Annotated in this window: 21 protein-coding genes and 1 pseudogene; 16 read left to right on the top strand and 6 right to left on the bottom strand. The window is 71.7% G+C overall.

Translation table 11 applies throughout. The features are described 5' to 3' along the window. Positions 1-142 precede the first annotated feature (142 nt). From ACU616_RS16795 to ACU616_RS16770, 6 genes are all read left to right on the top strand, one after another. Positions 143-958 carry a hydroxypyruvate isomerase family protein gene (locus ACU616_RS16795; protein ID WP_446759569.1) on the top strand — a complete coding sequence of 272 codons (816 nt, stop codon included), beginning with the start codon at positions 143-145 and terminating at the stop codon, positions 956-958. A gap of 31 nt (positions 959-989) precedes the next feature. Beyond that, positions 990-1,868: a 2-hydroxy-3-oxopropionate reductase gene (locus ACU616_RS16790; protein WP_446759568.1), complete on the top strand. Its 879-nt coding sequence runs from the start codon at positions 990-992 to the stop codon at positions 1,866-1,868. Between the two features lie 56 nt (positions 1,869-1,924). Next, positions 1,925-3,724: a glyoxylate carboligase gene (gcl, locus tag ACU616_RS16785; RefSeq protein WP_446759567.1), complete on the top strand. Its 1,800-nt coding sequence runs from the start codon at positions 1,925-1,927 to the stop codon at positions 3,722-3,724. Between the two features lie 114 nt (positions 3,725-3,838). After that, on the top strand, positions 3,839-5,044 hold the full coding sequence (locus ACU616_RS16780) for a glycerate kinase (RefSeq protein ID WP_446759566.1): 1,206 nt from the start codon (positions 3,839-3,841) through the stop codon (positions 5,042-5,044). A gap of 4 nt (positions 5,045-5,048) precedes the next feature. Then, positions 5,049-5,408, top strand: a complete 360-nt coding sequence (locus tag ACU616_RS16775) for an allophanate hydrolase-related protein (RefSeq protein WP_446759565.1) — start codon at positions 5,049-5,051, stop codon at positions 5,406-5,408. A 56-nt stretch (positions 5,409-5,464) separates the two neighbouring features. Continuing rightward, positions 5,465-6,142 (top strand): GntR family transcriptional regulator, encoded by a 678-nt coding sequence (locus tag ACU616_RS16770; RefSeq protein ID WP_446759564.1) that lies wholly within the window; start codon positions 5,465-5,467, stop codon positions 6,140-6,142. Between the two features lie 627 nt (positions 6,143-6,769). Here the strand turns inward: ACU616_RS16770 and ppsA are convergent. The 3 genes from ppsA to ACU616_RS16755 form a co-directional block, all read right to left on the bottom strand. Further along, on the bottom strand, positions 6,770-9,202 hold the full coding sequence (gene ppsA / locus ACU616_RS16765) for a phosphoenolpyruvate synthase (RefSeq protein ID WP_446759563.1): 2,433 nt from the start codon (positions 9,200-9,202) through the stop codon (positions 6,770-6,772). A gap of 2 nt (positions 9,203-9,204) precedes the next feature. Further along, complete coding sequence (locus ACU616_RS16760) at positions 9,205-10,062, bottom strand: pyruvate, water dikinase regulatory protein (protein ID WP_446759562.1); 858 nt, start codon at positions 10,060-10,062, stop codon at positions 9,205-9,207. A gap of 374 nt (positions 10,063-10,436) precedes the next feature. Next, positions 10,437-11,522: a phage integrase central domain-containing protein gene (locus ACU616_RS16755; protein WP_446759561.1), complete on the bottom strand. Its 1,086-nt coding sequence runs from the start codon at positions 11,520-11,522 to the stop codon at positions 10,437-10,439. A gap of 414 nt (positions 11,523-11,936) precedes the next feature. Between ACU616_RS16755 and ACU616_RS16750 the strand changes: the two genes are divergently transcribed. The 9 genes and pseudogenes from ACU616_RS16750 to ACU616_RS16710 all read left to right on the top strand — a co-directional run. Beyond that, positions 11,937-13,088, top strand: coding sequence for a site-specific integrase (locus tag ACU616_RS16750; RefSeq protein ID WP_446759560.1), 1,152 nt, complete (start codon positions 11,937-11,939; stop codon positions 13,086-13,088). 153 nt (positions 13,089-13,241) lie between these two features. Then, positions 13,242-15,830: an FxSxx-COOH system tetratricopeptide repeat protein gene (fxsT, locus tag ACU616_RS16745; protein ID WP_446759559.1), complete on the top strand. Its 2,589-nt coding sequence runs from the start codon at positions 13,242-13,244 to the stop codon at positions 15,828-15,830. Between the two features lie 121 nt (positions 15,831-15,951). Continuing rightward, positions 15,952-16,269 (top strand): transposase, encoded by a 318-nt coding sequence (locus ACU616_RS16740; protein ID WP_446759558.1) that lies wholly within the window; start codon positions 15,952-15,954, stop codon positions 16,267-16,269. Beyond that, positions 16,266-16,868, top strand: coding sequence for an IS3 family transposase (locus ACU616_RS16735; protein ID WP_446759557.1), 603 nt, complete (start codon positions 16,266-16,268; stop codon positions 16,866-16,868). The genes ACU616_RS16740 and ACU616_RS16735 overlap by 4 nt, the downstream gene beginning before the upstream one ends. After that, the gene (locus tag ACU616_RS16730) at positions 16,829-17,191 is read left to right on the top strand and encodes an integrase core domain-containing protein (RefSeq protein WP_446759556.1); all 363 of its coding nucleotides are present in this window, start codon (positions 16,829-16,831) and stop codon (positions 17,189-17,191) included. Before ACU616_RS16735 ends, ACU616_RS16730 begins: the two co-directional genes overlap by 40 nt. Positions 17,192-17,204: 13 nt before the next feature. Further along, entirely contained in the window at positions 17,205-17,507 is a 303-nt protein-coding gene (locus tag ACU616_RS16725; RefSeq protein ID WP_446759555.1) for a transposase, read from the top strand. Beyond that, complete coding sequence (locus ACU616_RS16720; protein ID WP_446759554.1) at positions 17,504-18,217, top strand: IS3 family transposase; 714 nt, start codon at positions 17,504-17,506, stop codon at positions 18,215-18,217. The genes ACU616_RS16725 and ACU616_RS16720 overlap by 4 nt, the downstream gene beginning before the upstream one ends. 196 nt (positions 18,218-18,413) lie before the next feature. Next, positions 18,414-19,490, top strand: a complete 1,077-nt coding sequence (locus tag ACU616_RS16715) for an IS110 family transposase (RefSeq protein WP_446759553.1) — start codon at positions 18,414-18,416, stop codon at positions 19,488-19,490. Between the two features lie 16 nt (positions 19,491-19,506). Continuing rightward, positions 19,507-19,716: pseudogene (locus tag ACU616_RS16710) on the top strand (IS3 family transposase); the annotation flags it as partial. A gap of 63 nt (positions 19,717-19,779) precedes the next feature. On the opposite strand, the gene ACU616_RS16705 reads toward ACU616_RS16710, so the two are convergent. After that, positions 19,780-20,490, bottom strand: coding sequence for a transposase (locus ACU616_RS16705; RefSeq protein WP_446759552.1), 711 nt, complete (start codon positions 20,488-20,490; stop codon positions 19,780-19,782). Between the two features lie 164 nt (positions 20,491-20,654). Here ACU616_RS16705 and ACU616_RS16700 point away from each other — a divergent pair, with 164 nt between their 5' ends. Further along, on the top strand, positions 20,655-21,578 hold the full coding sequence (locus ACU616_RS16700) for an IS5 family transposase (RefSeq protein ID WP_446759551.1): 924 nt from the start codon (positions 20,655-20,657) through the stop codon (positions 21,576-21,578). A gap of 125 nt (positions 21,579-21,703) precedes the next feature. Here the strand turns inward: ACU616_RS16700 and ACU616_RS16695 are convergent, their stop codons facing one another. Together ACU616_RS16695 and ACU616_RS16690 are read right to left on the bottom strand one after the other, a co-directional pair. Beyond that, positions 21,704-23,266, bottom strand: a complete 1,563-nt coding sequence (locus tag ACU616_RS16695) for an IS1182 family transposase (RefSeq protein WP_446761439.1) — start codon at positions 23,264-23,266, stop codon at positions 21,704-21,706. Between the two features lie 56 nt (positions 23,267-23,322). Beyond that, the gene (locus ACU616_RS16690; RefSeq protein ID WP_446759550.1) at positions 23,323-24,198 is read right to left on the bottom strand and encodes a DUF4062 domain-containing protein; all 876 of its coding nucleotides are present in this window, start codon (positions 24,196-24,198) and stop codon (positions 23,323-23,325) included. Positions 24,199-24,281: the final 83 nt, after the last annotated feature.

Below are 24,281 nucleotides of genomic sequence, written 5' to 3'. Positions count from 1 at the left end.
CCGCGCCGCTCACCAGTGCATACGGTCCGGAGCACCTTGATCCGGACGTCGTTCCATCGACGACCACCCGGCTCGCACAACTCTCCGGCGCGGCAGGTTCGACCATTTCCAGCACGCCGGATCCACTCTCCCGGAAGACGTGATGGTCATTCGCAGCCTTCAGTACGAGGTCAACTGCTCCATTCTGTTCACCGAGCTGCCGCTGCTGGAACGCCCGGCCGCGGCGAAGGACGCCGGATTCGACGGGGTCGAGTTCTGGTGGCCCTTCCCGGTCGCCGTGCCCTCCGACGCCGACGTCGACACCTTCGTCCGGGCCGTCCGGGACGCCGGGGTGCAGCTGGTCGGACTGAACTTCTCGGCCGGGGACATGCCGGCGGGTGACCGGGGGCTGGTCTCCTGGCCTGCCCGCTCGCAGGAGTTCCGGGACAACGTCGACGTCACCGTCGGGATCGGCGAGCAGCTCGGCTGCCGCGCCTTCAACGCCCTCTACGGCAACCGGGTCGACGACGCCCGGCCCGGGGAGCAGGACGCGCTCGCGGTGGAGAACCTGGCCCTCGCCGGCCGGGCCGCGAGCCGCATCGGGGGAACGGTGCTGGTCGAACCGGTCAGCGGCGCCCCCCGGTACCCGCTGCGCACCGCCGCGGACGCCGTCGGGGTGGTCGACCGCGTCGCCGAGCAGACCGGGGTGACCAGCCTGGGCTTCCTCTGCGACCTGTACCACCTGGCGGTCAACGGCGAGGACCTCGACCGGGTGGTCGCCACGTACGGCTCGCGGGTCGCGCACGTGCAGATCGCCGACGCGCCCGGCCGGCACGAGCCCGGCACCGGCGAGCTCGACCTCGACCGGCACCTCGGCCGGCTCGTGGACGCCGGTTACGACGGCTGGGTCGGGCTGGAGTACGTGCCCAGCGGCGCCTCGGCCGACAGCTTCGGCTGGCTGCACCGCGCCACCGCCTGAACCCCCACCGCCCCGACACGGAGGAACTCGCATGACGACGGTCGCCTTCATCGGCCTCGGCATCATGGGCGGCCCGATGGCCGCCAACCTGGTCACGGCCGGCTTCGACGTCATCGGCCACAACCGCAGCCCCGAGCCCGTCCAGCGGCTCGTCGAGCGGGGCGGGCGCGCAGCCGGCAGCCTCGCGGAGGCGGTGCGGGACGCCGACGTCGTCGTCACCATGGTCCCCGACTCGCCGGACGTCGAGGCGGTCACCACCGGCGAGGACGGCTTCTACGGCCTGGTCGAGCCGGGGACCCTGCACGTCGACATGAGCTCGATCCGCCCGGACGTCGCGAAGCGGGTCGCCGAGGCGGGCCGCGAGCGCGGGGTCCGCGTCCTCGACGCCCCGGTGAGCGGCGGCGAGCAGGGCGCGATCGACGGGACCCTCTCGATCATGGTCGGCGGCAGCCCGGAGGACTTCGCCGACAGCCGGCCCGTCCTCGAGGCGGTCGGCAGGACGATCGTGCACGTCGGGCCGGCCGGCTCCGGCCAGACGGTCAAGGCGGCCAACCAGCTCATCGTCGCCGGCACCATCGAGCTCGTCGCGGAGGCCATCGTCTTCCTCGAGGCCCACGGCGTCGACACCGAGGCCGCGGTGCGGGTCCTCGCCGGGGGTCTGGCCGGCAACGCGATCCTCGACCGCAAGGCGGCGGCGATGCTCCGCCGCGACTTCACGCCCGGGTTCCGCATCGAGCTGCACCACAAGGACCTGGGCATCGTGACCTCCGCCGCCCGCGAGGCCGGGGTCGTCATCCCGCTCGGAGCGGTCGTCGCCCAGCTCGTCGCCAGCCTCGAGGCCCAGGGCGACGGCGCCCTCGACCACTCGGCGCTGCTCAAGCTCGTCGAGCAGCTCTCCGGCCGTTCCTGACCAGCCCCACCCCCACCGATCACGGACCCGCACCCGGGTCCGGAGACAGGAGACGCATGCCTCGCACGAGGGCCATCGCGGCCGCCGTCCAGATCCTCCAGCGGGAGGGCGTCACGCACGCCTTCGGTGTGCCCGGAGCCGCGATCAACCCGCTCTACGCCGCGCTCCGCGAGAACGGCACCATCTCCCACGTGCTCGCCCGGCACGTCGAGGGGGCCTCGCACATGGCCGAGGGCTACACCCGGGCCGAGGCCGGCAACATCGGCGTCTGCATCGGCACGTCCGGGCCGGCCGGCACCGACATGATCACCGGGCTGTACTCGGCCTCGGGCGACTCCATCCCGATCCTGTGCATCACCGGCCAGGCGCCGACCGCGCGACTGCACAAGGAGGACTTCCAGGCCGTCGACATCGCCGCGATCGCCGCGCCGGTGACCAAGATGGCGACGACCGTGCTGGAGCCGGCGCAGGTGCCGCGCGCCTTCCAGCAGGCCTTCCACCTCATGCGCTCCGGCCGGCCCGGCCCGGTGCTGATCGACCTGCCCTTCGACGTGCAGATGGCCGAGATCGAGTTCGACGTCGACGCCTACGAGCCGCTGCCGGTCTACAAGCCGCAGGCCACCCGCGGCCAGATCGAGAAGGCGCTGGACCTGCTCGCCACCGCCGAGCGGCCGCTGGTCGTCGCCGGCGGGGGCGTCATCAACGCCGACGCCGCCGACCTGCTGGTGGAGTTCGCCGAGCTGGTCGACGTCCCGGTCGTGCCGACGCTGATGGGCTGGGGCGCGATCCCCGACGACCACCGCCTGCAGGCCGGCATGGCCGGGCTGCAGACGTCGCAGCGCTACGGCAACGAGAACCTGCTGGCCTCGGACCTGGTGCTCGGCATCGGCAACCGGTGGGCCAACCGGCACACCGGCGGGCTGGACACCTACACCCGCGGGCGCACGTTCGTGCACGTCGACATCGAGCCGACGCAGATCGGGCGGGTGTTCACGCCCGACCTCGGGATCGTCTCCGACGCCGCAGCGGCGCTGCGGCTCTTCGTCGAGGTCGCCCGGGAGCGGCGCACGGCTGGGCAGCTGCCCGACCGCAGCGGCTGGGTCGAGGAGTGCGCCCGGCGCAAGCGGACCCTGCTGCGCCGCACCCACTTCGACGACGTCCCGATCAAGCCGCAGCGGGTGTACGAGGAGATGAACAAGGCGTTCGGGAGGGACACCCGCTACGTCAGCACCATCGGCCTCTCCCAGATCGCCGGCGGCCAGTTCCTGCACGTCTACCGGCCCCGGCACTGGATCAACGCCGGCCAGGCCGGCCCCCTGGGCTGGACCGTGCCCGCGGCCCTCGGCGTCTGCGTCGCCGACCCGGACGCCACGGTGGTGGCGCTGTCCGGCGACTACGACCTCCAGTTCCTCATCGAGGAGCTGGCGGTCGGGGCGCAGTTCCACCTGCCCTACATCCAGGTGCTGGTGAACAACTCCTACCTGGGGCTGATCCGGCAGGCGCAGCGCGCCTTCGACATGGACTTCGCCGTACAGCTGGCCTTCGACAACGTCAACTCCCCCGAGCTCGGCAGCTACGGCGTGGACCACGTCAAGGTCGCCGAGGGGCTGGGCTGCAAGGCGCTGCGGGTGCAGGAGCCCGACCAGATCGGCCCCGCCCTGGAGGAGGCCAAGAAGCTGCTGATCGAGCACCGCGTGCCCGTGGTCGTGGAGGTCATCCTCGAGCGCGTCACCAACATCTCGATGGGCACCGAGCTCGACAACGTCGTGGAGTTCGAGGAGCTGGCCAGCGAGGGCGAGCACGCGCCCACCGCCGTCTCCGCGCTCGACCTCGCCTCCGCCCAGCTCCTCGACTGAAGAAGGACCACCCTCCTCCCCCACGCCTCGCACGCTCGGCGCGGGCCCCTGGAGGGTGGCCGTTCCGGCACCTCACCGGGCCGTTCCAGTCCGTCACCAGCTCGAGGAGGGTGCATGCGCGTCGTGGTGGCGCCGGACAAGTTCAAGGGCTCCCTGTCCGCGCCGGAGGTCGCCGCCCACCTGGCGCTCGGGCTGACCCGGGCCGCCCCGGGGACCGAGGTCGTCCAGGTGCCGGTGGCCGACGGGGGCGACGGGACGCTCGACGCCGCGGTCTCCGCCGGCTACCGGCGGGTGCCGGTGTCCGCGCAGGGGCCGACCGGGGAACCGGTGGCGACCGCCTACGCCGAGCGGAACGGGACCGCCGTCGTCGAGATGGCCGACGTGTCGGGGCTGCGCCGGCTGCCCGGTGGTCGGCCGGCGGCCCGCACCGCGTCGAGCTCCGGCACCGGCGAGGTCATCCGCGCCGCGCTCGACGCGGGGTGCCGCCGGATCGTGCTCGGCATCGGGGGCAGTGCCTCCACCGACGGCGGAGCCGGACTCGTGCAGGCGCTGGGCGCACGCCTGCGGGACGTCGAGGGCCGCGACGTCGGGACGGGTGGTGCAGCCCTGTCCGGCATCGCGTCGCTGGAGCTCTCGGGTCTCCACCCGGCGCTGCGGGAGGCGGAGGTGGTCGTCGCCTCCGACGTCGACAACCCGCTGCTGGGCCCGCGCGGCGCGGCCGCCGTCTACGGTCCGCAGAAGGGTGCCTCACCCGAGGACGTCGCCGAGCTGGACGCCGCGCTGGCCCGCTGGGCGCGGGCGGTGCACGCCGCGACGGGCGTCGACGCGGCCGACCGGCCGGGTGCCGGCGCGGCCGGCGGCGTGGGGTTCGCGGCGCTGGCGGTCCTCGGCGCGACGCTGCGGCCGGGGATCGACCTCGTCCTCGACCTCGTCGGCTTCCGCGCCGCGGTCCCCGCTGCGGACCTCGTCGTCACCGGCGAGGGCTCGCTGGACGAGCAGACCCTGCACGGCAAGGCACCTGCCGGCGTCGCTGCGGCTGCCCGCGCGGCAGATGTGCCGGTCGTCGCCGTCGCCGGCCGCTCGTTGCTGACCCCCGCCGACCTGGCGCCCACCGGGATCCGCGCCGTGTACGCGCTGACCGACATCGAACCCGACCCCACCCGCTGCATGCACGAGGCCGGCCCCCTCCTGCAGCGGCTGGCCGAGCGGGTCGTCGCCGACTGGGGAACCGACGACGACAACGACGACGAGGAGCGATCGCGTGACGGCACCAGCTCGGTCCGGGAGGGGCCTTCCCGTCCCCCTCTTCCTCGACGGTGAGGGCATGCGCGGTGGCCGGGTACACCCCGGCATCGCGGAGTACCCGTTCCTCGGTGAGGTGAGGACCGCTCCGCGGTACTGCTTCCACGCCTGCGCGGAGGGCTTCCCGGCCCTGTGGCCGGTCGCCGAGGGCGGGGTCTCCGTCCCCGGCGAGCTGTACGCGCTGCCTCTGGCGGCCATCCGCGACGAGTTCGTGCCCGTGGAGGCCCCCGAGCTGGAACTCGCCGTGATCGAGCTCGCCGACGGGTCGGCCGGCCTGGCCGTCGTGCAGCGTCCCGAGGTGCACGCCTGGGGAGAGGGGCTCGTCGACATCTCCGACGGCGGTGGCTGGCGCGCCCACCAGGCGGGTCCCGGGCAACGATGACGGGCCGGGGAGGCACACTTCCTGCCACGTACGCCGGCAGAGCGAGGTGTCAGGGAGTGACCACCATCCGACCGCAGACCATGCAGGAGGCGGTCCTCCGGGAGGTGCGGCGCCAGATCAACGACGGGGAGTTGCCCCCGGGCAGCGTGATCCGGGTCGATGCGGTCGCCGGGGCCCTGGGAGTCAGCCGGATCCCGGTCCGCGAGGCCCTCATGATCCTCGAGGGAGAAGGGCTGGTGACGCACCGTCCCCACGTGGGTTTCGCCGTCCCCAGCCTCACCGCCGAGGAACTCGAGGAGATCTACTACCTGCGCGCGCTGCTCGAGGACGAGGCCCTGCGGCGGGCGCTGGCGAACGCCACGGACGCCGACCGTGCGGCGGCCCACGAGGCCTGCGCGGCGGCCGAGGACGCGCTCGCCCGGGGACAGGTCAACGCGTTCAGCGACAACGGCCGGCGCTTCCACGCCGTCGTCCTCGCCTCCTGCCGCATGCCGCGCCTCCTCCGTCTGCTCGACGGCCTGTGGAACGCCACCGAGACCTACCGGGCCGCGAACAGACTCGACGAGACGGGGCAGGAGACCCTGCAGGCGGAGCACCGCCTCATGCTGGAGGCCTACCTCGCCGGGGACGAACGGCAGCTGCTCGAGGCAGCGGAGCAGCACCGGGGACACCTCCTCGCCGGCGCCCTGCTGGGCACGTGTCCCACGGGTGAGCCGCCCGCCGACCGCCTCTGACGGCAGGCCGGTCCCCGCGTGACGCCGGATCAGCCGGTGACGGGGACCCGGGTCGGTCCGGCGTCCTGAGAGAGCTGGACCGACCCGGCGGGTCCGTCCCCTTCCCCACGTCGACGACCGGCGGGCCGGCGCTGCCCAGCAGGAGCGGACGTGGACACCGGTGCGCTGCCCGTCTCGAGCGGAGTGAGGACGAACGCCCAGGACCAGTCGAGCCGGGCCCGGCCCCACCGGCTGTGCGGCAGGTGGGTGGCGGGTGCAGCGCGGGCCGGGCGCACGCAGCCGGTGCGAGTCGCATCTCGCGATTGCTGCGGGTGACGGCGTCGCAGGCATGCGGCGGTCCCGCGCAACCGCTTCGCGCGCCCGACGCCAGGTGGTCACGCCCATGGCCGGGTCGACCCTGGCATGCGGGCGTGGGAATGCATCGCCGTCCGGGTCGAGCCCAGCCGAGGCGCTGGGCGTCCGCCGGTCAGCGCACAGCGAGGGCGGAGTCCGCGGCGGTCGCCGGCCGGACCAGCCGGACGGCGACCGCCGCAGCGACGGCGACGGCACCCGAGACCAGCAGCGCGGAGCCCAGCCTGCCGATCGCACCGGTCAGTCCCAGGACGACGAGCCTGTCGGCGGACCGTGTCAGGCCGTGCGGGTGGTGCGGGCCAGGTGCAGCCAGGTGTCGACGACGGTGTCGGGGTTCAGCGACATCGACTCGATGCCCTGCTCGACGAGCCACTCGGCGAGGTCGGGGTGGTCGCTGGGGCCCTGGCCGCAGATGCCGACGTACTTACCGCGTTCCAGGCAGGCCCGGATCGCCATCTCCAGCAGGGCGAGCACCGCCGGGTCACGCTCGTCGAAGCCGCCCGCGACCAGGGCCGAGTCGCGGTCCAGCCCCAGTGTCAGCTGCGTCATGTCGTTGGAGCCGATGGAGAACCCGTCGACGTGCTGGAGGAAGTCCCCGGCCAGCAGCGCGTTGGAGGGCAGCTCGCACATCATCACCACGGACAGGTCGTTCTCCCCGCGGCGCAGACCGTGCTCGCCCAGCAGGCGGACCACGCCCTCGATCTCCGTCACGGTCCGCACGAACGGGATCATGATCTTGACGTTGGTCAGGCCCATGTCGTCGCGGACGTGGCGCAGCGCTTCGCACTCCATCGCGAAGCAGTCGGCGAAGTCGGCCGACAGGTACCGGGAGGCCCCGCGGTAGCCGATCATCGGGTTCTCCTCGTGCGGCTCGTAGAGCTCTCCGCCGAGGAGGTTGGCGTACTCGTTGGACTTGAAGTCGCTCATCCGCACGATCACCGGCTCAGGCGCGAACGCAGCGGCGATCATCGAGACGCCCTCGGCGACCCGCTGCACGAAGAAGTCCCGCGCCGAGGGGTAGGCGACGATCCGCTCCTCGATCCGGGCCTTGAGCTCGGCGTCGAGCTCGTCCAGGTCCAGCAGCGCCCGCGGGTGGATGCCGATCTGCCGGTTGATGACGAACTCCAGCCGGGCCAGACCGACGCCGGCGTGGGGCAGCCGGGAGAAGGCGAAGGCCTGTTCCGGGGTCCCCACATTCATCATGATCTTGGTGGGGATGTCCGGCATGGCGTCCAGCCGGGTCTCCTCGACCTCGAAGCCCACCTCGCCGGCGTAGACGAGTCCGGTGTCGCCCTCGGCGCAGGAGACGGTGACCGGGTCGCCGTCGGACAGCGCCCGGGTGGCCGTCCCGGTGCCGACGACGGCGGGGATGCCGAGCTCGCGGGCGATGATCGCGGCGTGGCAGGTCCGCCCGCCGCGGTTGGTCACGATCGCGGAGGCCCGCTTCATGATCGGCTCCCAGTCGGGATCGGTCATGTCCGCGACGAGCACGTCGCCGGCCGTGAACTGGTCCATCTCCTCGATGTCGGTGAGCACGCGGACGGCGCCCGCGCCGATCTTCTGCCCGATGGCGCGCCCCTCGACCAGGACGTCCCCGGTGCCGGTGAGCCGGTAGCGCTCGGTGGTGTTGCCGGAGCGGGACTGCACGGTCTCCGGGCGGGCCTGCAGGATGAAGATCTGCCCGGTCAGCCCGTCCTTGCCCCACTCGATGTCCATCGGCCGGCCGTAGTGCTCCTCGATCCTCACCGCCTGGCGGGCCAGCTCGGTGACCTCGTCGTCGGTGAGGGACAGCCGCCGGCGGTCAGCGGGGTCGACGTCGACGAATGCCGTCGTCCGGCCGACCTCGGCGGAGTCGGTGTAGACCATCTTGGTGGCCTTCTCCCCCACGCCCCGCTTGAGGATCGCCGGGCGCCCGGCGTGCAGGGCCGGCTTGTAGACGTAGAACTCGTCGGGGTTGACCGCCCCCTGCACGACGCCCTCGCCCAGGCCGTAGGCCGAGGTGACGAACACGGCGTCCCGGAACCCGGACTCGGTGTCCATGGTGAACAGCACCCCCGACGCGCCGACGTCCGAGCGCACCATCCGCTGCACACCCGCCGACAGCGACACCGCCTCGTGCTCGAACCCGTGGTGCACCCGGTAGGCGATCGCCCGGTCGTTGTAGAGGGAGGCGTAGACCTCGCGGATCGCCTGCAGCACCGCCTCGATGCCCCGCACGTTGAGGAACGTCTCCTGCTGCCCGGCGAAGGAGGCGTCGGGCAGGTCCTCGGCGGTGGCGCTGGAGCGCACCGCGAAGGACGCCTCCCCGTCGTCCCCGGCCAGCCGCTCGTACGCCGCCCGGATGTCGGCCTCCAGGCCCGGCGGGAACGGCTGCTCCACGACCGCCCGGCGGATCTCCCGCCCGGCCGTCGACAGCGCACGCACGTCGTCGGTGTCCAGCGCGCGCAGCTGCTCGGCGATCCGCTGCGCCAGGCCGGTGTCGCCAAGGAAGCGCTGGTAGGCCGCCGCCGTCGTGGCGAAGCCGTCCGGCACGCTCACCCCCGCGTCGGCCAGGTTCGAGATCATCTCGCCCAGTGAGGCGTTCTTGCCGCCGACCACCTCCAGGTCACCGAGCCCCAGCTCGGCGAACCACCGGACGTTGTCGCCGGCGTCTCCCGGGCTCCCGACCGTGTCGCCGGACGGGGCCTCGGGTGCGGTGTCGGTGCTCATGGTCAGGTGGTCCTTCCTCGCGGGCGTTCGCGGCCGGGCTGCGGGCGCTCACCGTTGCCACGCCGTTGCCGGGCCAGGGTCTGGATCACCACGGTGGCGATCTCCTCGACGGAGGCCGTCGAGGTGTCCACCGTGGGCAGGTGGTGCCTGTCGTACATGGCCGTCGCCCGCCGCAGCTCGAAGCGGCACTGCTCCTCCGAGGCGTACCGGGAGTCCGGGCGGCGCTCCTGCCGGACCCGGCTGAGCCGGGTCACGGTGGTGGTCAATCCGAAGCAGCGGTCGGCCAGGTCCTTGACCGGGCGGGGCAGGTCGGTGGTCTCCAGGTCCTCGTCGACCAGGGGGTAGTTGGCGACGAACAGGCCGTGCTGCAGGGCCAGGTACATCGCCGTCGGGGTCTTGCCGCACCGTGACGGCGCCAACAGGACCACGTCGGCCCGGTCCAGCCCGCGGGAGCCCAGACCGTCGTCGTGCTCGATGGCGAACTCGATCGCCGCCATCCGGGCGTTGTAGCGCCGGACGTCGCCCACACCGTGCAGCCGCCGGGCCTCACGCAGCCCGCGGGCCCCCAGCTGCTCCTCCACCCGGCTCATGTGGATGCCGAAGAAGTCGATGATCGGCGCCTTGGTCTTCAACAGCTCTTCCCGCACCTCGTCCACCGCTGCGGTGGTGAACACCAGCGGGGCCACCGGGCCGGCCATCACCGCATCGAGCTGCGCCACCACCTCGCGGGCCTGCTCGACCGTGGAGATGAAGGGGATCAGCGTGCGCTCGAACCGCACGTCGGGGAACTGGATGAGCAGGGCGTTGCCCATCGTCTCGGCGCTGATCCCGGTGCTGTCGGACAGGAAGAAGACCGGCACGACCGCCTCGTCACCGCGGTCCGGAGCAGACCCTGGGAGCGGATCGGTCAACGCGCACCACGGTAGGGACCACCGGCGCCCAGGCAGTCGTGGTCACCGGGCGGATCAAGAGTCATGTCAGCACCTTCGGTTCCGTGCGCGGAGGAGTCGCCGGCTCGGTCGTGAGTATGACCTAGGTCACGGCAACGCCAGGACGGCGACGACGGGCGGCTCCTGCGGCGCGGTCGGCTGCGCCAGGGCGAGCCGAACGTGGCGACCGGCACGCAGACCAGGGCACCGGTGGCGAAGGTGCCAATGCTGATGGCAATGGCGCAGGTGACCGCGGCCCCGGCGCCCAGACCGACGAGCGCAGGGATCCTCACTCAGCTCGCCTTTCAACTCAGGCGGCGATCTTGTGGACGGCGCGATGGCGGGGTGCTGGTCCTCGTCGGCTGCCCTTGAGTCTGCCGGGTGAGCGGCCGCAGGGTTTGGTGGGCTGGCCGGGGTGCCCAGGACCGCAGCAGCCGGAGGAAAGCGCGGCGGATGCGGGTCGGGGTCAGCCGGGCGGTCGGTAGCCGGCGTTCCCAGGGCAGCCGCGTGTCGGCGGGGATCGGGCGGGCCAACCGCAGCTGGGTAGGCGGCGAGCACCAGCCAGGTCCAGCGGCCAGCCTGCTCGAGGGTGAAGCGCCCCAGGTTTCGTGCCGCTCCCACTCCCCGTCCGACCGCCGACCACCTCTCCCCCGCCGGTCCTCCAGCATCCGGACGGCGAGGTCAGGGAGCGCCACCACCCGCCATCCCGCCGTCGTCTTCGGCCGCGGCTGAACCGCCAGCCCGGCGCCGGGAACGCGGACCACGGTGGCGTTCACCTCCCAGGTCCGGGCATCCAGGTCGAGGATCGGTCTGCCGTCGCCATTGGTCCAGTACCGCAGGGCCAACGCCTCGCCGATCCGGCAGCCGGTGGCCAGCATCCAGTCGACGAGGTCAGGCAGGTCGAGTTCAGCCGCGCGGTCACTGCTCCGGAACGACTCGACGAGCCGGAGAGTCCCTTCAACGGTCAGGGCGCGCGGCGTCCGCTTGCCGGTGTTGATCTTGGCACTGGAGTCGCGGACCGGGTTGACCGCGGCGGCGCCGTCCTGGATCGCCGGCGCGAACATCCCGGAGAGGCACGCCCGCGCCGTCTTGGCCGCACCCGGTCCACTGCTCCTGGCGATGGCGGACAGCGCCCGGCTGACCACACCGGGCGTCGCCTCGCGGATGCAGAGCTGACCGAAGGCCGGCTTGACCTGCCTGTTGACCACCGATCGGTAAGTGCGCTGTGTGCCGGTCGACCAGCCGTGGTCGGCCTCCATCCAGGCATCGGCCAAGGTGACCATCCGCGTCGCGGAGGTGATCGCACCTACGCCGCCCGGGGCCTGGCGGCTGGTCAGCTCGGCCTTCAGCGCCCGCTCGGCCGCTGCCCGCGACGGGCCGACCTTGGACACCAGCCGAGCCGCCCGTCGACGTCGCGGAACTTGACCCGGGCCCTGACCCGGCCGTTGGGCAGCGTGGCGAACAGGACCTTGCCGCTGGTGTCCAGCGGCAGCGGGGGACGGCCCACAGGACAAATCCGGCACCGAGTAAAGAGTGCCTGAAGAGTGCCTGACCCCTCTGACAGGAGCAATGGAAGGGCCCCTGGCCGGCGTCTCCGCTGGCCAGGGCCCTGATTTGCTCCCCCGATTGGACTCGAACCAATAACCCTGCGATTGGACGGTCCCACCTGACCGCCACTGCCCCTTCCAGGCCAGTGCAGGCCGTTGACCAGCAAGTTCGCTAGTTCGACCTCACCGTTGCAGACCCATCCACACCCCTGCTCACCCTTGATTCATGGGGGAAAAATGGGGCTAAGGTGGGGCGCCATGGGACGCCCACCGCTGGCCCTGGGCACCGCCGGCGCCATCCGCTACTACAAGACACCCACCGGCTACCGCGCTCGAGTCCTGGTCCGCGACCACGACGGCCACGTCCGCGCCCTGGAACGCCGCGCGGCGACCAAGACCGCCGCCGAACGCGCCCTCAAACTCGCCCTGCGCGACCGGGCACCCGCCCTGGCCCGCGGCGAGCTCACCGCCGACAGCCGCGTGTCGGTGCTGGCCGAGACCTGGTACGCCGGGCTCGCGAACCTCTCCCCCATCACCCTGCAGGCCTACCGCGACCGCCTCGACCGCCAACTCCTCCCCCGCCTCGCACAACTCCGGATCCGGGAGCTCAGTGTGGGCACCCCGGATCGGCACCTGCGCGACATCGCCCAGCGACACGGCCTCGCCACCGCCCGGATGTGCCGCTCGGTGCTCTCGGGCATGTGCACGCTCGCCGCCCGCCACGACGCCCTGACCCAGAACCCGGTGCGCGCGCTGGGCCCGGTGACCGGCCGAGCCAAGGCGCCGCGCGCACTCACCGTGCCGCAACTGCGCCAACTGCGCGCCGCGCTCACCTACGACGACCGGGCCATCGCCCGCGACCTGCCCGACCTCGTGGCCTTCCTGATGGCCACCGGGCTGCGCGTCGGCGAGGCCTGCGGTCTGGCCTGGGGCGCCGTCGACCTCAACGCCGGCACCATCGAGGTCCGCACCGCTGCCATCCGCGTGCGCGGGCGCGGCCTCGTGGTCAAGACCACCAAGACCGACGCCGGACAGCGCACCCTTGTCCTGCCCCGCTGGTGCGTCGCGATGCTGCACGACCGCACGGATCGCCTAGACACGACAGCATCAGAAGACGGTGCCGACCATGGCAACCGGCCGGTATTCCCCGCGCCCCTGGGTGGCTGGCGCGACCCCTCCAACACCCAAGCCGACCTGCGAGACGCCTTCGCCGCCGCCGGCTACGACTGGATCACCACCCACGTCTTCCGCAAGACCGTCGCCACCCTCATGGACCACGCCGGCCTGTCCTCCCGGGCAGCCGCCGACCAACTCGGCCACGCCAACACGTCCATGACCACCGACGTCTACTTCGGCCGCAAGGTCTCTGCCACAGGTGCTGCCGCTGTCCTCGAGGCGCTCGACGCGTAGGTCGCGGGTATCCCTGAAGGCGGCGTTAGGGACACCCGGTTGTCCAGGAATCTGCGGCGGGGACACCGAACCGCTTCTGCGTACACCGACTTGTGCAGAGGACCGGCAGCGCTGAATCTCGCGTACGCCGGGTGATGGGTGTAGCACTGGTGCGTGAGCGGTCGCGGGACCGAGTTCTTCATCAGCCACGCCGGCCGGGACACCGCCTGGGCGGAGTGGCTCGGCTGGCAGCTTGAGCAGGCCGGGTACAGCGTCGAGCTGGACGTGTGGGACTGGGCGCCGGGTGAGGACTTCGTGGTCCGCATGGCCGCGGCGCTGGAGCGGGCGGATCGGCTGCTGGCAGTGTGCACCGAGGCTTACTTCTCCTCGGCGTTCGGAGGCGCTGAGCTGCGCGCGGCGTTCGCCGCGTCCGCGGCGGCGGAGGGGCGGATCGTGCCGGTGCTGGTCGAACCGGTCACCCTGCCGCCGTTGTACGCGCCGCTGATCCACCTAGACCTGACCGGCCTGGACGAGGACGAGGCCGTAGCGCGACTCCGGGCCAGGCTGATCGGTGGGCGGCCGACGACCGCCCCACCGTTCCCCCGCGCGGGCCCGGGATCAGGGGACCGGCCGGGGTTCGCCGGGACGCTGCCGGAGGTGTGGAAGGTCCCACCCCGGAATCCGCGGTTCACCGGCCGAGATGGGATGCTCACTGAGCTGCGGCGGCGACTGCGGGTCGGCGAGGGCACACTGGTGGTGCAGGCGCTGTACGGGCTGGGCGGAGTGGGCAAGACCCAGCTGGCCATCGAGTACGCCCACCGCTTCGGTACCGACTATCGGCTGGTGTGGTGGATCGACGCCGAACAGCCTGTGCTCATCCCCGGTCAACTCGCCTCCCTGGCCACCCGGCTCGGCCTGCCACCTGGGCCCACAATCGCCGAGACTGTCGACCGGCTGCTCGCCGAGCTGCACGGCCGGGACCGCTGGCTGCTGGTTTTCGACAACGCCGAGCGGCCGGCCGACATCGCCGACTACCGGCCCGGCGAGACCGGGCATGTGCTGATCACCTCCCGCAGCCCGGGCTGGGGGGCACTCGGCGGCCGGCTGGAGGTCGACGTGCTCACCCGCGCAGAGACCGTCGCCATGCTCCGGGCGCGGATTCCGGCCCTGGACGAGGAACTGGCCGACAAGCTCGCCGCCGAACTTGGCGATTTGCCGCTGGCCGCCGCCCAGGCCGCCGGCTACCTGGAACAAACCGACCTGCCACCCGTCGACTATCTGCGCCGCTTCCACGAACATCGGGCGACCCTGCTGGCCCGCGGCGAGGTGTTGGGCTACTCCGGGCGGATTGACACCGCCTGGGCGCTGTCGCTGGAGCGTCTGCGCTGCGAGGAGCCGGCCGCCGTCCAGCTGCTGGAGTCGGCCGCGTTCCTCGCCCCCGAACCCATCCCCCTCTGTCTGCTCACTGACCACCCCGAGCTCCTCGACCAGCCACTGCGCACCGTCGCCGCCGATCCCGATGCTCTCGCCGACAGCGTAGGAGCACTCGTCGGCTACTCCCTGGCCCGCCGCACTCCAGACGGCTTTCAGGTTCACCGTCTCGTCCAGGCGGTAGTCCGCCACCGGCTTCCCGACGCCCGGCTGCAGGCCACCGCCGAGCGGGTACTGGCGCTGCTGTCCGAAGCATCCCCTGGCGACCCGGAGGAGTCAGTCAGCTGGGCCGGCTACGCCCAGCTAGCTCCGCACGTGCTGGCCACCGCACCGCTGGGAGATCACTGGCCCGCTGGCCGGCGACTGGTCCTGGACACCATCCGCTACCTGCAGGCTCACGGCGACAGCTCCGGCAGCCGAGCCGTCTGCGCACCGCTGCTGGACCGCTGGCAAGCGATCCTCGGCCCCGACCATCCCGACACCCTGGCCGCCGCCAACAGGCTCACCCTCGCCCTAGTCCAGCTGGGCGAGGCCGAGCCGGGTCGCACCCTGGGCGAAGACACGCTGCACCGCTGCCGCCGAGTGCTCGGCCCGGACCACGACACCACCCTACGGACGGCGACCGCTGTCACCATCGCCCTGATCTCGGTCGGCGAGGCCGAGCCGGGTCGCACCCTGGGCGAAGACACGCTGCACCGCTGCCGCCGAGTGCTCGGCCCGGACCACGTCACCACCTTGTTAGCGGCGACCGCTGTGACCCTCGCTCTGGTCCTGGTGGGCGAGGCTGAGCGGGCTCGCGCCCTGGGCCAGGACACCCTGCAGCGCTGCCGCCGGGTGTCCGGCGCGGACCACGCCACCACCTTATTGGCGGCCGCCGGTCTCACTAGTGCTCTGGCCTCGCTGAGCGAGGCACAGGCCGCCCGCGCGCTGGGCCAAGACACGCTGCAGCGCTGCCGGCGGGTGTTCGGCCCGGACCACGCCACCACCTTATTGGCGGCCGCCGGTTTAACCCTTGCCTTGGCCTCGCTCGGCGAGGCGGAGCCGGCCCGCGCGCTGGGCCAGGACACGCTGCAGCGCTGCCGCCGGGTGTTCGGCCCGGACCACGTGATCACCCTGATGGCGGCGAGCGCGCTTGCCGGTGCGCTCACCGGCTTGGGCGTGGCGGGGCCGGCTCGAGCATTGGGTGAGGACACGCTGCAGCGCTGTCGCCGGATGCTCGGACCTGAGCACCCCCTCACTCTCTACCTGAGTCAGGTCGCAACCATCGGCGATACAAAGCTCGGTGGTGACGCGGCTGCCGACCGGCCGAATTGCCAGGATCGGCCACCGTGATCGAGTCCCTACACAGCTCGTGGGCCTCGTTGTCCGAACGGAGGGTCCCCGTGTCGCGCGTCAGACTTCCTGGCAGGGCCCGTTGCTTACGGGTCTGACCTGGCAAGGAGTCTGATCGTTCATGGCGAGACCGCCGGTGTTCCCGGCCGAGGAGAAGGTCCGGATCGTGTTGTCGATCCTGGCCGGTGAGGTCACCGTCGCCGAGGTCGCGCGGCGGGCGAAGGTGTCCGAGCAGTCGGTCGGCAACTGGAAGCGCCAGTTCCTGGAGGCCGGCAAGACTGGCCTGGTCGCCGGCAAGTCCGGGCCCTCGACCCGGGAGGCGCAGCTGGAGGCCGAGGTCAGCGAACTGACCCAGGCTCTCGGTGAGGCCGCGGTCGAGCTGCGGGTGTGGAAGAAGTCCGCCGAGGGTCGCCTGGGCCCTTCGCGGACCTCGAGGTGATCCGCGTCGAGGCGGGCATGCCGACCACCAGGTTCTGCGCGCTGATCGGCGTGCCCGAACGGACCTGGCGCCGCCGTCAGGCCCGCGCCCGGGTCGCCCAGCCGACGCGGGGCCCGTGGCCTCGGCCGGCCCGCGAACGGGTCCGCGACGCCGCCCGCCGGCATGCGCTGGCTCATCCCGCGTGGGGGCGTCGGAAGGTGTGGGCGATGTGCCGCCACGACGGGCATCGGGTCTCCCAGGCCACCGTGCTGCGCCTGCTGCGCGATGAAGGGCTGCTACTGGAGGCCAGCTACCAGCGCGAACGCCGTCAGCTCGCGGCCCGCCGCAAGGCCGCGTTCGCCACCGAGCCGAGCGGACCGAATCAGGTCTGGCAGCTGGACTTCTCCGAGTTCGAGACCATCGCTGGCGGCACCTGGCGGCTGGCCGGCTGGCCGGCTGCCGGGACTACTGGAGCAAGTATGAGCTGGGTTGGCACATCGCTCCGACGGCCAACCAGCACGACGCGATCGCCGCGGTTGAGCTGGGGCTCACCGAGGCTGCCCGCCTGGCTGGGTGGCCGTTGGTCGACCTGGCCGAGCACGACGAGCAGGGCAACGTGATTCCGCTGGTGACGATCGTGACCGACAACGGCGGGCCGTTCCGGTCGTTTCGGTTCGAGGCGTTCATCGCCACCCACCCCGAGCTCCGGCACGTGCGCACCCGCGTGAGGACCCCAGGTCAGAACGGCTCACGCGAACGCGGGTTCGGCTCGCTGAAGTACGAGAAGCTGTTCCTCGAAGAGATCCCCGACGCCCTGGACCTGGTCGCCCACGCCGAGGACTACCGAGTCGAGTACAACACCGTCCGCCCGCACGAGGCCCTGGCCTGGAACCTGGAGTTGACCCGCTTCGGTGGACACCCTGAGCTTGGGCATCTCGCCTGAGGAAGGGGTCCTGATGGCCCGACCGAGCAAGTACTCCCCCGAGTTCCGGGAACAGGCCGTGGAGCTGGTCCGCGCGACCGGGAAGACGGTCGCGGAGGTCGCGCGTGACCTGTCGATCAACGACACGACGCTGGGCAACTGGGTCAAGGCCGACCGCGCCGAGCGCGGCGAGCCCGACTCCAGCGGCCTGTTGCCGCTGACGGCCGAGGAGCGGGCCGAGCTGACCCGGCTGCGTCGGGAGAACGCCAAGCTCAAGACCGAGCGGGAGATCTTGAAAAAGCGGCGGCCTTCAACGCGTGAGGAGTCGACGAGGTGACGCGGTTTGCCTTCATCGACCGGGAGAAGGCCCACCACGACGTCGCCGCGCTGTGCCGGCTGCTGAAAGTCAGCCGCTCGGGGTTCTACGCCTGGCGGTCCCGCCCGCCCTCGGCGCGGGCGGTCGCCGATGAGGTGCTCACCGAGCAGATCCGCACCGCCTACGACGAGAACCGGCAGGTCTACGGCTCGCCGCGGATCCACGCCGAGCTCGCTGAGGCCGGTGTGCGGGTCGGGCGCAAGCGTGTGGCCCGGCTGATGCGCGCCGCCGACATCGTCGGCTGCCACCGACGGAAGCGACCGTTCGGGATCACCCGGGCCGACCCGAGGGCCGAGGCGGCCCCGGACCGGGTGGACCGCAAGTTCATCGCCAGCGCCCCAAACCAACTGTGGGTGGCCGACGTGACCTACGTGCCGACGGTGCAGGGCTGGCTCTACTTGGCCTGCGTCACCGACGTGTTCAGCCGGATGGTGATCGGCTGGTCGATGGCCTCCCACCGCAAGACCGACCTGGTCGTCGACGCGGTGACCATGGCGGTGCACCGCCGCGGCGGTGCGGTGCCCGGCGTCATCCATCACAGCGACCGCGGCGGGGAGTACAGCTCCCACGCGCTTGAGCGGGAGCTGCGCCGGCACGGCGCGCTGGCCAGCATGGGCAGCGTCGCCGACTGCTTCGATTGTGAGACTCCGGTTTGCCGTCCGGCGGCCTGACTCCTGCTTACGACTGACCCCGAGGTCTGGGTGTCCTTGCTGTTGATCTGTCGTCCGCCGGGCGGTGCACCAGATGGTGCTGGCCGGGCGGGCAGTGACCTCATAGGAGCCTGATCGCACTCAGTCTCGTCACAGTCCCGTCCACCCGACCGGCCAGCACTGCCACCGTCCGCCTGGTCTGTTGGAGGTAGCAGTGATGAGCATGAGCCCGGTCCCCGAAGTCGTCCAGCAGCGACACCGCGCGGTCATCGGCGTCGACACGCACAAGTACGTACACGTCGCCGTCGCCCTCGACGAGTTCGGCGGAATCATCGACGCACAGCGCTTCGCCGCCGACCGGGCCGGCTACACCCAGCTGATCGACTGGGCCCTCGGCCTGGGCCGCAAGCTCACCTTCGGCATCGAAGGCACCGGGTCCTACGGTGCCGGGCTCACCGCCGCGGTCCGCCGCCGGGACATCGGCGTGATCGAGGTGCTGCGCACCGATCGTCGCGACCGGCGGCTGCGCGGCAAGAACGACACCATCGACGCGGAGAACGCCGCCCGCGCCGTGCTGGGCGGACATGCCACCGCGGTGCCCAAGGTCAACGACGGGGTCGTGGAGATGCTCCGCCAGATTAAGGTCGCCAAGGACATCGCGGTCAAGGCCCGCACCGCGGCGATGATCAGCCTCAAGGCCGTGCTGGTGAACGCCCCACCGGAGCTGCGCGAGCCCCTGCAGCCGCTGTCGAAGATGGCGCTCATCGACCGCTGCGCCGGCTTGCGCCCGGGGCCGGTCACCACCGTGCCGGCGGCGACCAAGCACGCCCTGCGGTCGATCGCGCGCCGCTGGCAGCAGCTCAACGAGGAGATCAAGACTCACCAGGCGCTGCTCACCGACCTCACCGGCCAGCTCGTGCCGCAGCTGGTCACCGCCTTCGGCGTCGGCCCGGACACCGCCGCCGAACTGCTCATCGTCGCCGGGGACAACATCGACCGGGTCCGCTCCGAGCCGGCCTGGGCCCGACTCTGCGGCGTCGCCCCAGTTCCGGCCTCCTCCGGACTCACCACACGCCACCGACTCAACCGCGGAGGTCACCGCCAGGCCAACGCCGCTCTCTACCGCGCGGTGATCGTGCGCATGCAGCACCACGAACCCACCAAGGCCTACGTCACCCGACGCACCCTCGAAGGCAAGACCAAGGCCGAGATCATCCGCTGCCTCAAGCGGCACCTCGCCCGAGAGGCATGGGCGCTCCTCCGCCCCCTGCGGATCGCTCCAGCGACAGCTTGACGGATATAGGAGCGTCAACGCCCTGGCCGAGAGCGTGTTCGCCACTCTGGAGTGCGAGCTGTTCGACCGGCAGCCCGGCGGCCGATTCGCCACCCGACGCGAGGCCAAGCTCGCCGTCTTCGACTACCTCGAGACCTTCTACAACCCCCGCCGGCGGCACTCGGCCCTCGGCCAGATCGCGCCGGCGACCTTCGAAGCACGGCACACTCTCACCACCGCGGCCTGAATCTCAGACCGCATCAACGAGGTGTCCACGCAAGCGGGTCAACTCCAACCGCCCGCTCGACGTTCACCTGGGACTGGCCGACCCGGTGATCCCCAACTTTCCCGAGACCGAAGATCTGCCAGCTGCTTGACGCGGGACACGCGGTCGACCGGACCCCGAGCGAGCCACTCGCAGCGCCGTGAGCAGCGGGGCGAACATGGTGGTGTCGTTGACGTTGCCGGCGGTCAGCAGCACCACCAGCACCCGTCCCCGGCCGTCGGTGAGCGCGTGCACCTTGGTGGTCAACCCACCGCGGGAACGGCCGATCGCGTGATCGGCCGGCTCGGCGACCCGGTGTTCAGCGAGTGAATCAGCCGCGTCCGGGGCGCCGGCCGCCCTCCTGATCGTCATCGGCCTCGCCGCGCACGGTGGAGGCGTTGCCCCCGATCCGCCGGGCGCTGGCCCCGTGCTGATGCACCCGCACCAACGTGGAATCCGCCGCGACCAGCCAGTCCAACTCCCGGCAGCATCGGCATCAGCTTGGGCCCGGGCCAGCAGCTTCGCCCACATGCCGCCATCGCTCCAGCGGGTCAACCGCTCGTAGGCGGTCTGCCACGGACCGAAGGACTCGGGCAGCTCGCGCCACGGCGAGCCGGTCCGGTACTTCCAGGCGATCGCCTCGATCACCTGCCGGTGATCACGCCACCGCCCACCCCGTCGACCGGCCGAGGACGGCAGCAACGGCTCCATCCACGCCCACGCCTCATCGGACACCACGCATCGATGCTGTCGCATCGCCCGGAGCCTGCCGACTAACGCCGCCAAGATCCGTCAGACACGCCCTAGGCCCTGTTTGGGAAGTCGCTCGGGGGCCGGGGGCGGCGTGTCGGTGCCGGAGAAAAGGCGAGGTCTCCGGTAGAGGGATCAACGACCAAGAAGACCCTCACCACGGAGACCTCGTGGACGGCACCCTACCCGCCGGTGCCCGCCATGACCTGACCGACGAGCAGTGGGCGATCCTCGCCGCGCTGCTGGAGTCGCTGCTCCCGGTCGGCAGGAAGCCCGGCAGACCCCGGAAATGGACCCTGCGCCAGCTCGTCGACGGCATCCGCTTCCGCACCCGGACCGGCTGTCCCTGGCGGGACGTGCCCGAGCGCTACGGCACCTGGCAGAGCATCTACGGCCTGTTCCGCGCCTGGCAGCTGGCCGGCCGATGGCCCGCGATCCTCACCGGACTACGGGCGCTGGGCGAGGAGGCCGGAGGAATCGAGTGGGTGGTGTCGGTGGACTCCACGGTCAACCGGGCGCATCAGCACGCCGCCGGCGCCCGCCGCCATCCCGAAGCCCAACGCACTCCGCCGGCCGGGGAGCCGCCCGATCACACGCTGGGCCGCTCCCGCGGTGGCTTGTCGACGAAGGTGCACCTGGCCGTCGAGGCCGGCCGCAAGACGCTGGCCACCGCGCTCACCCCCGGGCAGGCGGCCGACAGCCCGCAGTTCACCACCGTGCTCGAGCGGATCCGGGTGCCACACCGCACCGGTCCGGGTCGCCCGCGCACCCGACCGGATCGGGTGCTGGCCGACAAGGCCTACTCCAGCCGGGCCAACCGCGCCTATCTGCGCCGCCGCGGCATCCCGGCGACCATCCCGGTCAAGGCCGACCAGCAGGCCAACCGGCGCAAGAAGGGCTCCGTCGGCGGTCGACCGCCGACGTTCGACCCGGCCCGCTACCGGCAGCGGCATGCCGTCGAATGCGGCATCAACCTGCACAAACAGCACCGCGGCTTCGCCACCCGCTACGACAAGCTCGCCGTCCGCTACGAGGCCACCGTCCAGATCAGCGACATCGACATCTGGCTGCGCGACCTTTCAAACAGGGCCTAGGAGCCTGCTGAATAAGGGGCAGGGCGCCTCGCGGCAGTCATAGCTGCTCAGTGAGGTCAGCACCCGGAGGTGCGACGAAGAGGTCGCCCTGCCCGCGCCCACGGTGGCCCGGTGGGGTGTGCTGGTCAAGGGGCCAGCGCCCAACCTCGATCGGTGCCGGTGAGTCCGAGGGTCAGCAGGCGGCGGAGGTTGATCGCGGCGACTCGCAGGTGCAGCCAGGTGTCGTTCTTGGTCACTCCCCGGTAGGGCACTCGGCGGGCGCCCCGGGTGACCCCGGCGATGCTGCGTTCGACCATCGGCCGGTGCCGGCGGTAGGCGGCCTGGAAGTCCGCGGTCGAAGCGCGGGCGCGGTGCTCCCGCTGCAGCGCGTCATGCTCGCCGATCAGCACGGTGCGCCCGTGCGGGCTGGTGGTGCAGCGGGCCCGCAGGGCGCAGCCGGTGCAGTGATGGCCGAATCGGGCGACCTGTGTGATTCGGGTCAAGGCGACGGTGTGCCCGGCGGGGCAGGTCAGCGTCCCGGTGGCCTCATCGACGACGAAGTCGGCGGTGCTGAATCCCGCCGGGATCAGCGCCCGGGTCGGCCAGGGCTTGATCAGCGCGGTGTGGCCGGCGGTGGCCAGGGCGGCGAGCATCACCCCGGTGCCGTAGGCGGAGTCGGCCAGCACCTGCACCGGTCCGCCGATGCTGGCATCGGCGGTCAGCAGCGTGAGGCCGACGGCGGCATCGCCGGTGTCGGGGCCACTGGCCTTCGTCAGCGTGCAGCCGGTGATCAGCCCGGTGTCCGGTTCGGCGATCAGGTGGGCCTTGAACCCGTCGGTGCGCCGGTGCACGGTCTTGTGCGCGTGCCGGGCGTCGGGATCGACGGTGGAGATGACCCGGTCTGCGGTGACCTTCCGGGCGATCTGCCAGCGACCATCGGTGCCATCGCCGCCCTCGACCGGTTCGACGTCCTGGCCGGCGATCAAGGCCAGCAGCGCGACCGCCTCGGCCGCCCGCGGCCCCAACTCCTGCTCGGGCAGATGGCCCAGCAGCCGGTGCGCGTCACCGACGAGTGCGTCCACGAGCTCGCCGCGGGCCTGAGCATCGTTCCAGGTGATCGCGGGCTTGCCCGGGTCGTCGTAGTCGTGCCCGGTGCACTGCGCGGCAACGACCTCGGCGGCACCGGGCACCTCCCGGCGCACCCGGCGGATCGCCGCGATCAGCTGCGTCACGGTGTCCTGGGTGGCCACCGCGTCCTCCAGGATCGTCGAGTCCAGCGCCCGGCGAGTCTTGCCCGTCAGGACGCCGGTGGCCGCGACCACCTCGCGGACGGCGTCGAAGATCCGATCCGGCCGCGCCGAACGCGCCAGCCGGCGCCGCCAGTAGGTCAGCACCGTGGGATGGAACCCGGCCGCGGCGAGCGGCCAACCGGCCGCTGCCTTCCACCGCAGGTCGAACGTCAGCGCCTCGACCGCCTCCCGATCCGAGAGGCCCTGCAGCGCCTGCAACACCAGCACCGCCGCGACCACATCGGCCGGCACGCTCGGGCGGCCCAGCGGCGAGGGAAACAGGTCGGCGAACATCGCATCCGGGAAGAGCTCCCGACGGTGCTCGGCCAAGAACGCGTACACGCTGCCCGAGGGCAACAGATCACCCAGCGGCGACTCGGCGTCCATCACCCCATGCTGGGCCGGGGAAGTGCCCTGCACGACCCCCATCGTCACGCCGAATCCGGCGCCCGACGAGCCCCTTTTTCAGCAGGCTCCTAGCCGGCCTCGAGGTACGCCTCCAAGCGGTGCTCCTTCGCGTTGCTGCCGATGCCCGTCTCCCAGTGAAACTCGATGTGGAGGGGCCGCACGCGTCCCCGAGCCACAGCGGGCACACGGAGCGTCTGGCCACGGCGAAGCCGGCTCAGGGGGTATTGCACCGACTCACCATCGAGCGCTGCCTTCGTGGGAGGTATGTGCCATTCGCCTTTGTCTTGCGGGAGAACCCACCGCAGCTCACGCGCTTCTCCGCTGGCGGACAGGATTTCGAGTCGATGCTCGCTGCCCTTGAACGCCACCAGTCTTGCCGTGACGTCGCTGACTTCGAGGGACGAAGGCTTGGCCTGCTCGACTACGGCACGGTTACCCATGCCAACACGGATCCAGCCGGGCCGAGGCTCGGACCTCATGGCCTCGTTCATTGCGTTGCTGACCTGCCGAGCGAGGTCGTTGGCGTCTCGCCAGAACTCAACCGTGTGGCGCTCGCTGTCGCTCACCTTTTTGCGGAACGCCGTCAACCTCTCAGCTTGCTCGCCGGTGTCGACGTGCTTGCTGGGCAGTCCGTCGGGGTCCTCGTGGAGGAAGGCGACCACGGGGATCTTCAAGCTGATCGCGTAGTCATACTCGCGCTCGGTGAAGCTGATGCCCTCACTGTCCACGCTGCCGTAGCGGCCAGCGAGGATCAGGATCATGTAATCGGTCGTGTCGAGCGCCGACTCGATCACAGCCCACGGCGGTCGGCCGCTCGCGGTGAAGAGTTCCATCCCAGACGGGATGCAGCGCGACCGCAGTAGCTGCTCGCTCACGTGCTGGCGTTCCTCGATGAGGTCCTTGTAAGTCGAGCTTACGAACACCTGGTAGTGCTTGTCGGTCACCTCCTAGACCTACCACGCGCTTGAAGGTGTCGTCGATCAGTGCTGGCAGTGGCGCGGCGCTGTCACACCCTCCTGCAAGACTC

The organism is Geodermatophilus sp. URMC 62, from assembly GCF_052931475.1.
The sequence above is the reverse complement of the archived record's forward strand: the minus strand, read 5'-3'. Positions and strand labels throughout refer to the sequence as shown.

Excerpts from the sequence above, each read along its gene's own strand:
- ACU616_RS16740 (WP_446759558.1), top strand. The coding sequence starts at position 15,952 with ATGGCGAGACCGCCGGTGTTCCCGGCCGAGGAGAAGGTCCGGATCGTG.
- ACU616_RS16705 (WP_446759552.1), bottom strand. The coding sequence starts at position 20,490 with ATGCGACAGCATCGATGCGTGGTGTCCGATGAGGCGTGGGCGTGGATG.
- ACU616_RS16780 (WP_446759566.1), top strand. The coding sequence starts at position 3,839 with ATGCGCGTCGTGGTGGCGCCGGACAAGTTCAAGGGCTCCCTGTCCGCG.
- ppsA (WP_446759563.1), bottom strand. The coding sequence starts at position 9,202 with ATGAGCACCGACACCGCACCCGAGGCCCCGTCCGGCGACACGGTCGGG.
- ACU616_RS16790 (WP_446759568.1), top strand. The coding sequence starts at position 990 with ATGACGACGGTCGCCTTCATCGGCCTCGGCATCATGGGCGGCCCGATG.
- ACU616_RS16775 (WP_446759565.1), top strand. The coding sequence starts at position 5,049 with ATGCGCGGTGGCCGGGTACACCCCGGCATCGCGGAGTACCCGTTCCTC.
- ACU616_RS16725 (WP_446759555.1), top strand. The coding sequence starts at position 17,205 with ATGGCCCGACCGAGCAAGTACTCCCCCGAGTTCCGGGAACAGGCCGTG.
- ACU616_RS16715 (WP_446759553.1), top strand. The coding sequence starts at position 18,414 with ATGAGCATGAGCCCGGTCCCCGAAGTCGTCCAGCAGCGACACCGCGCG.
- ACU616_RS16750 (WP_446759560.1), top strand. The coding sequence starts at position 11,937 with ATGGGACGCCCACCGCTGGCCCTGGGCACCGCCGGCGCCATCCGCTAC.
- ACU616_RS16795 (WP_446759569.1), top strand. The coding sequence starts at position 143 with ATGGTCATTCGCAGCCTTCAGTACGAGGTCAACTGCTCCATTCTGTTC.
- gcl (WP_446759567.1), top strand. The coding sequence starts at position 1,925 with ATGCCTCGCACGAGGGCCATCGCGGCCGCCGTCCAGATCCTCCAGCGG.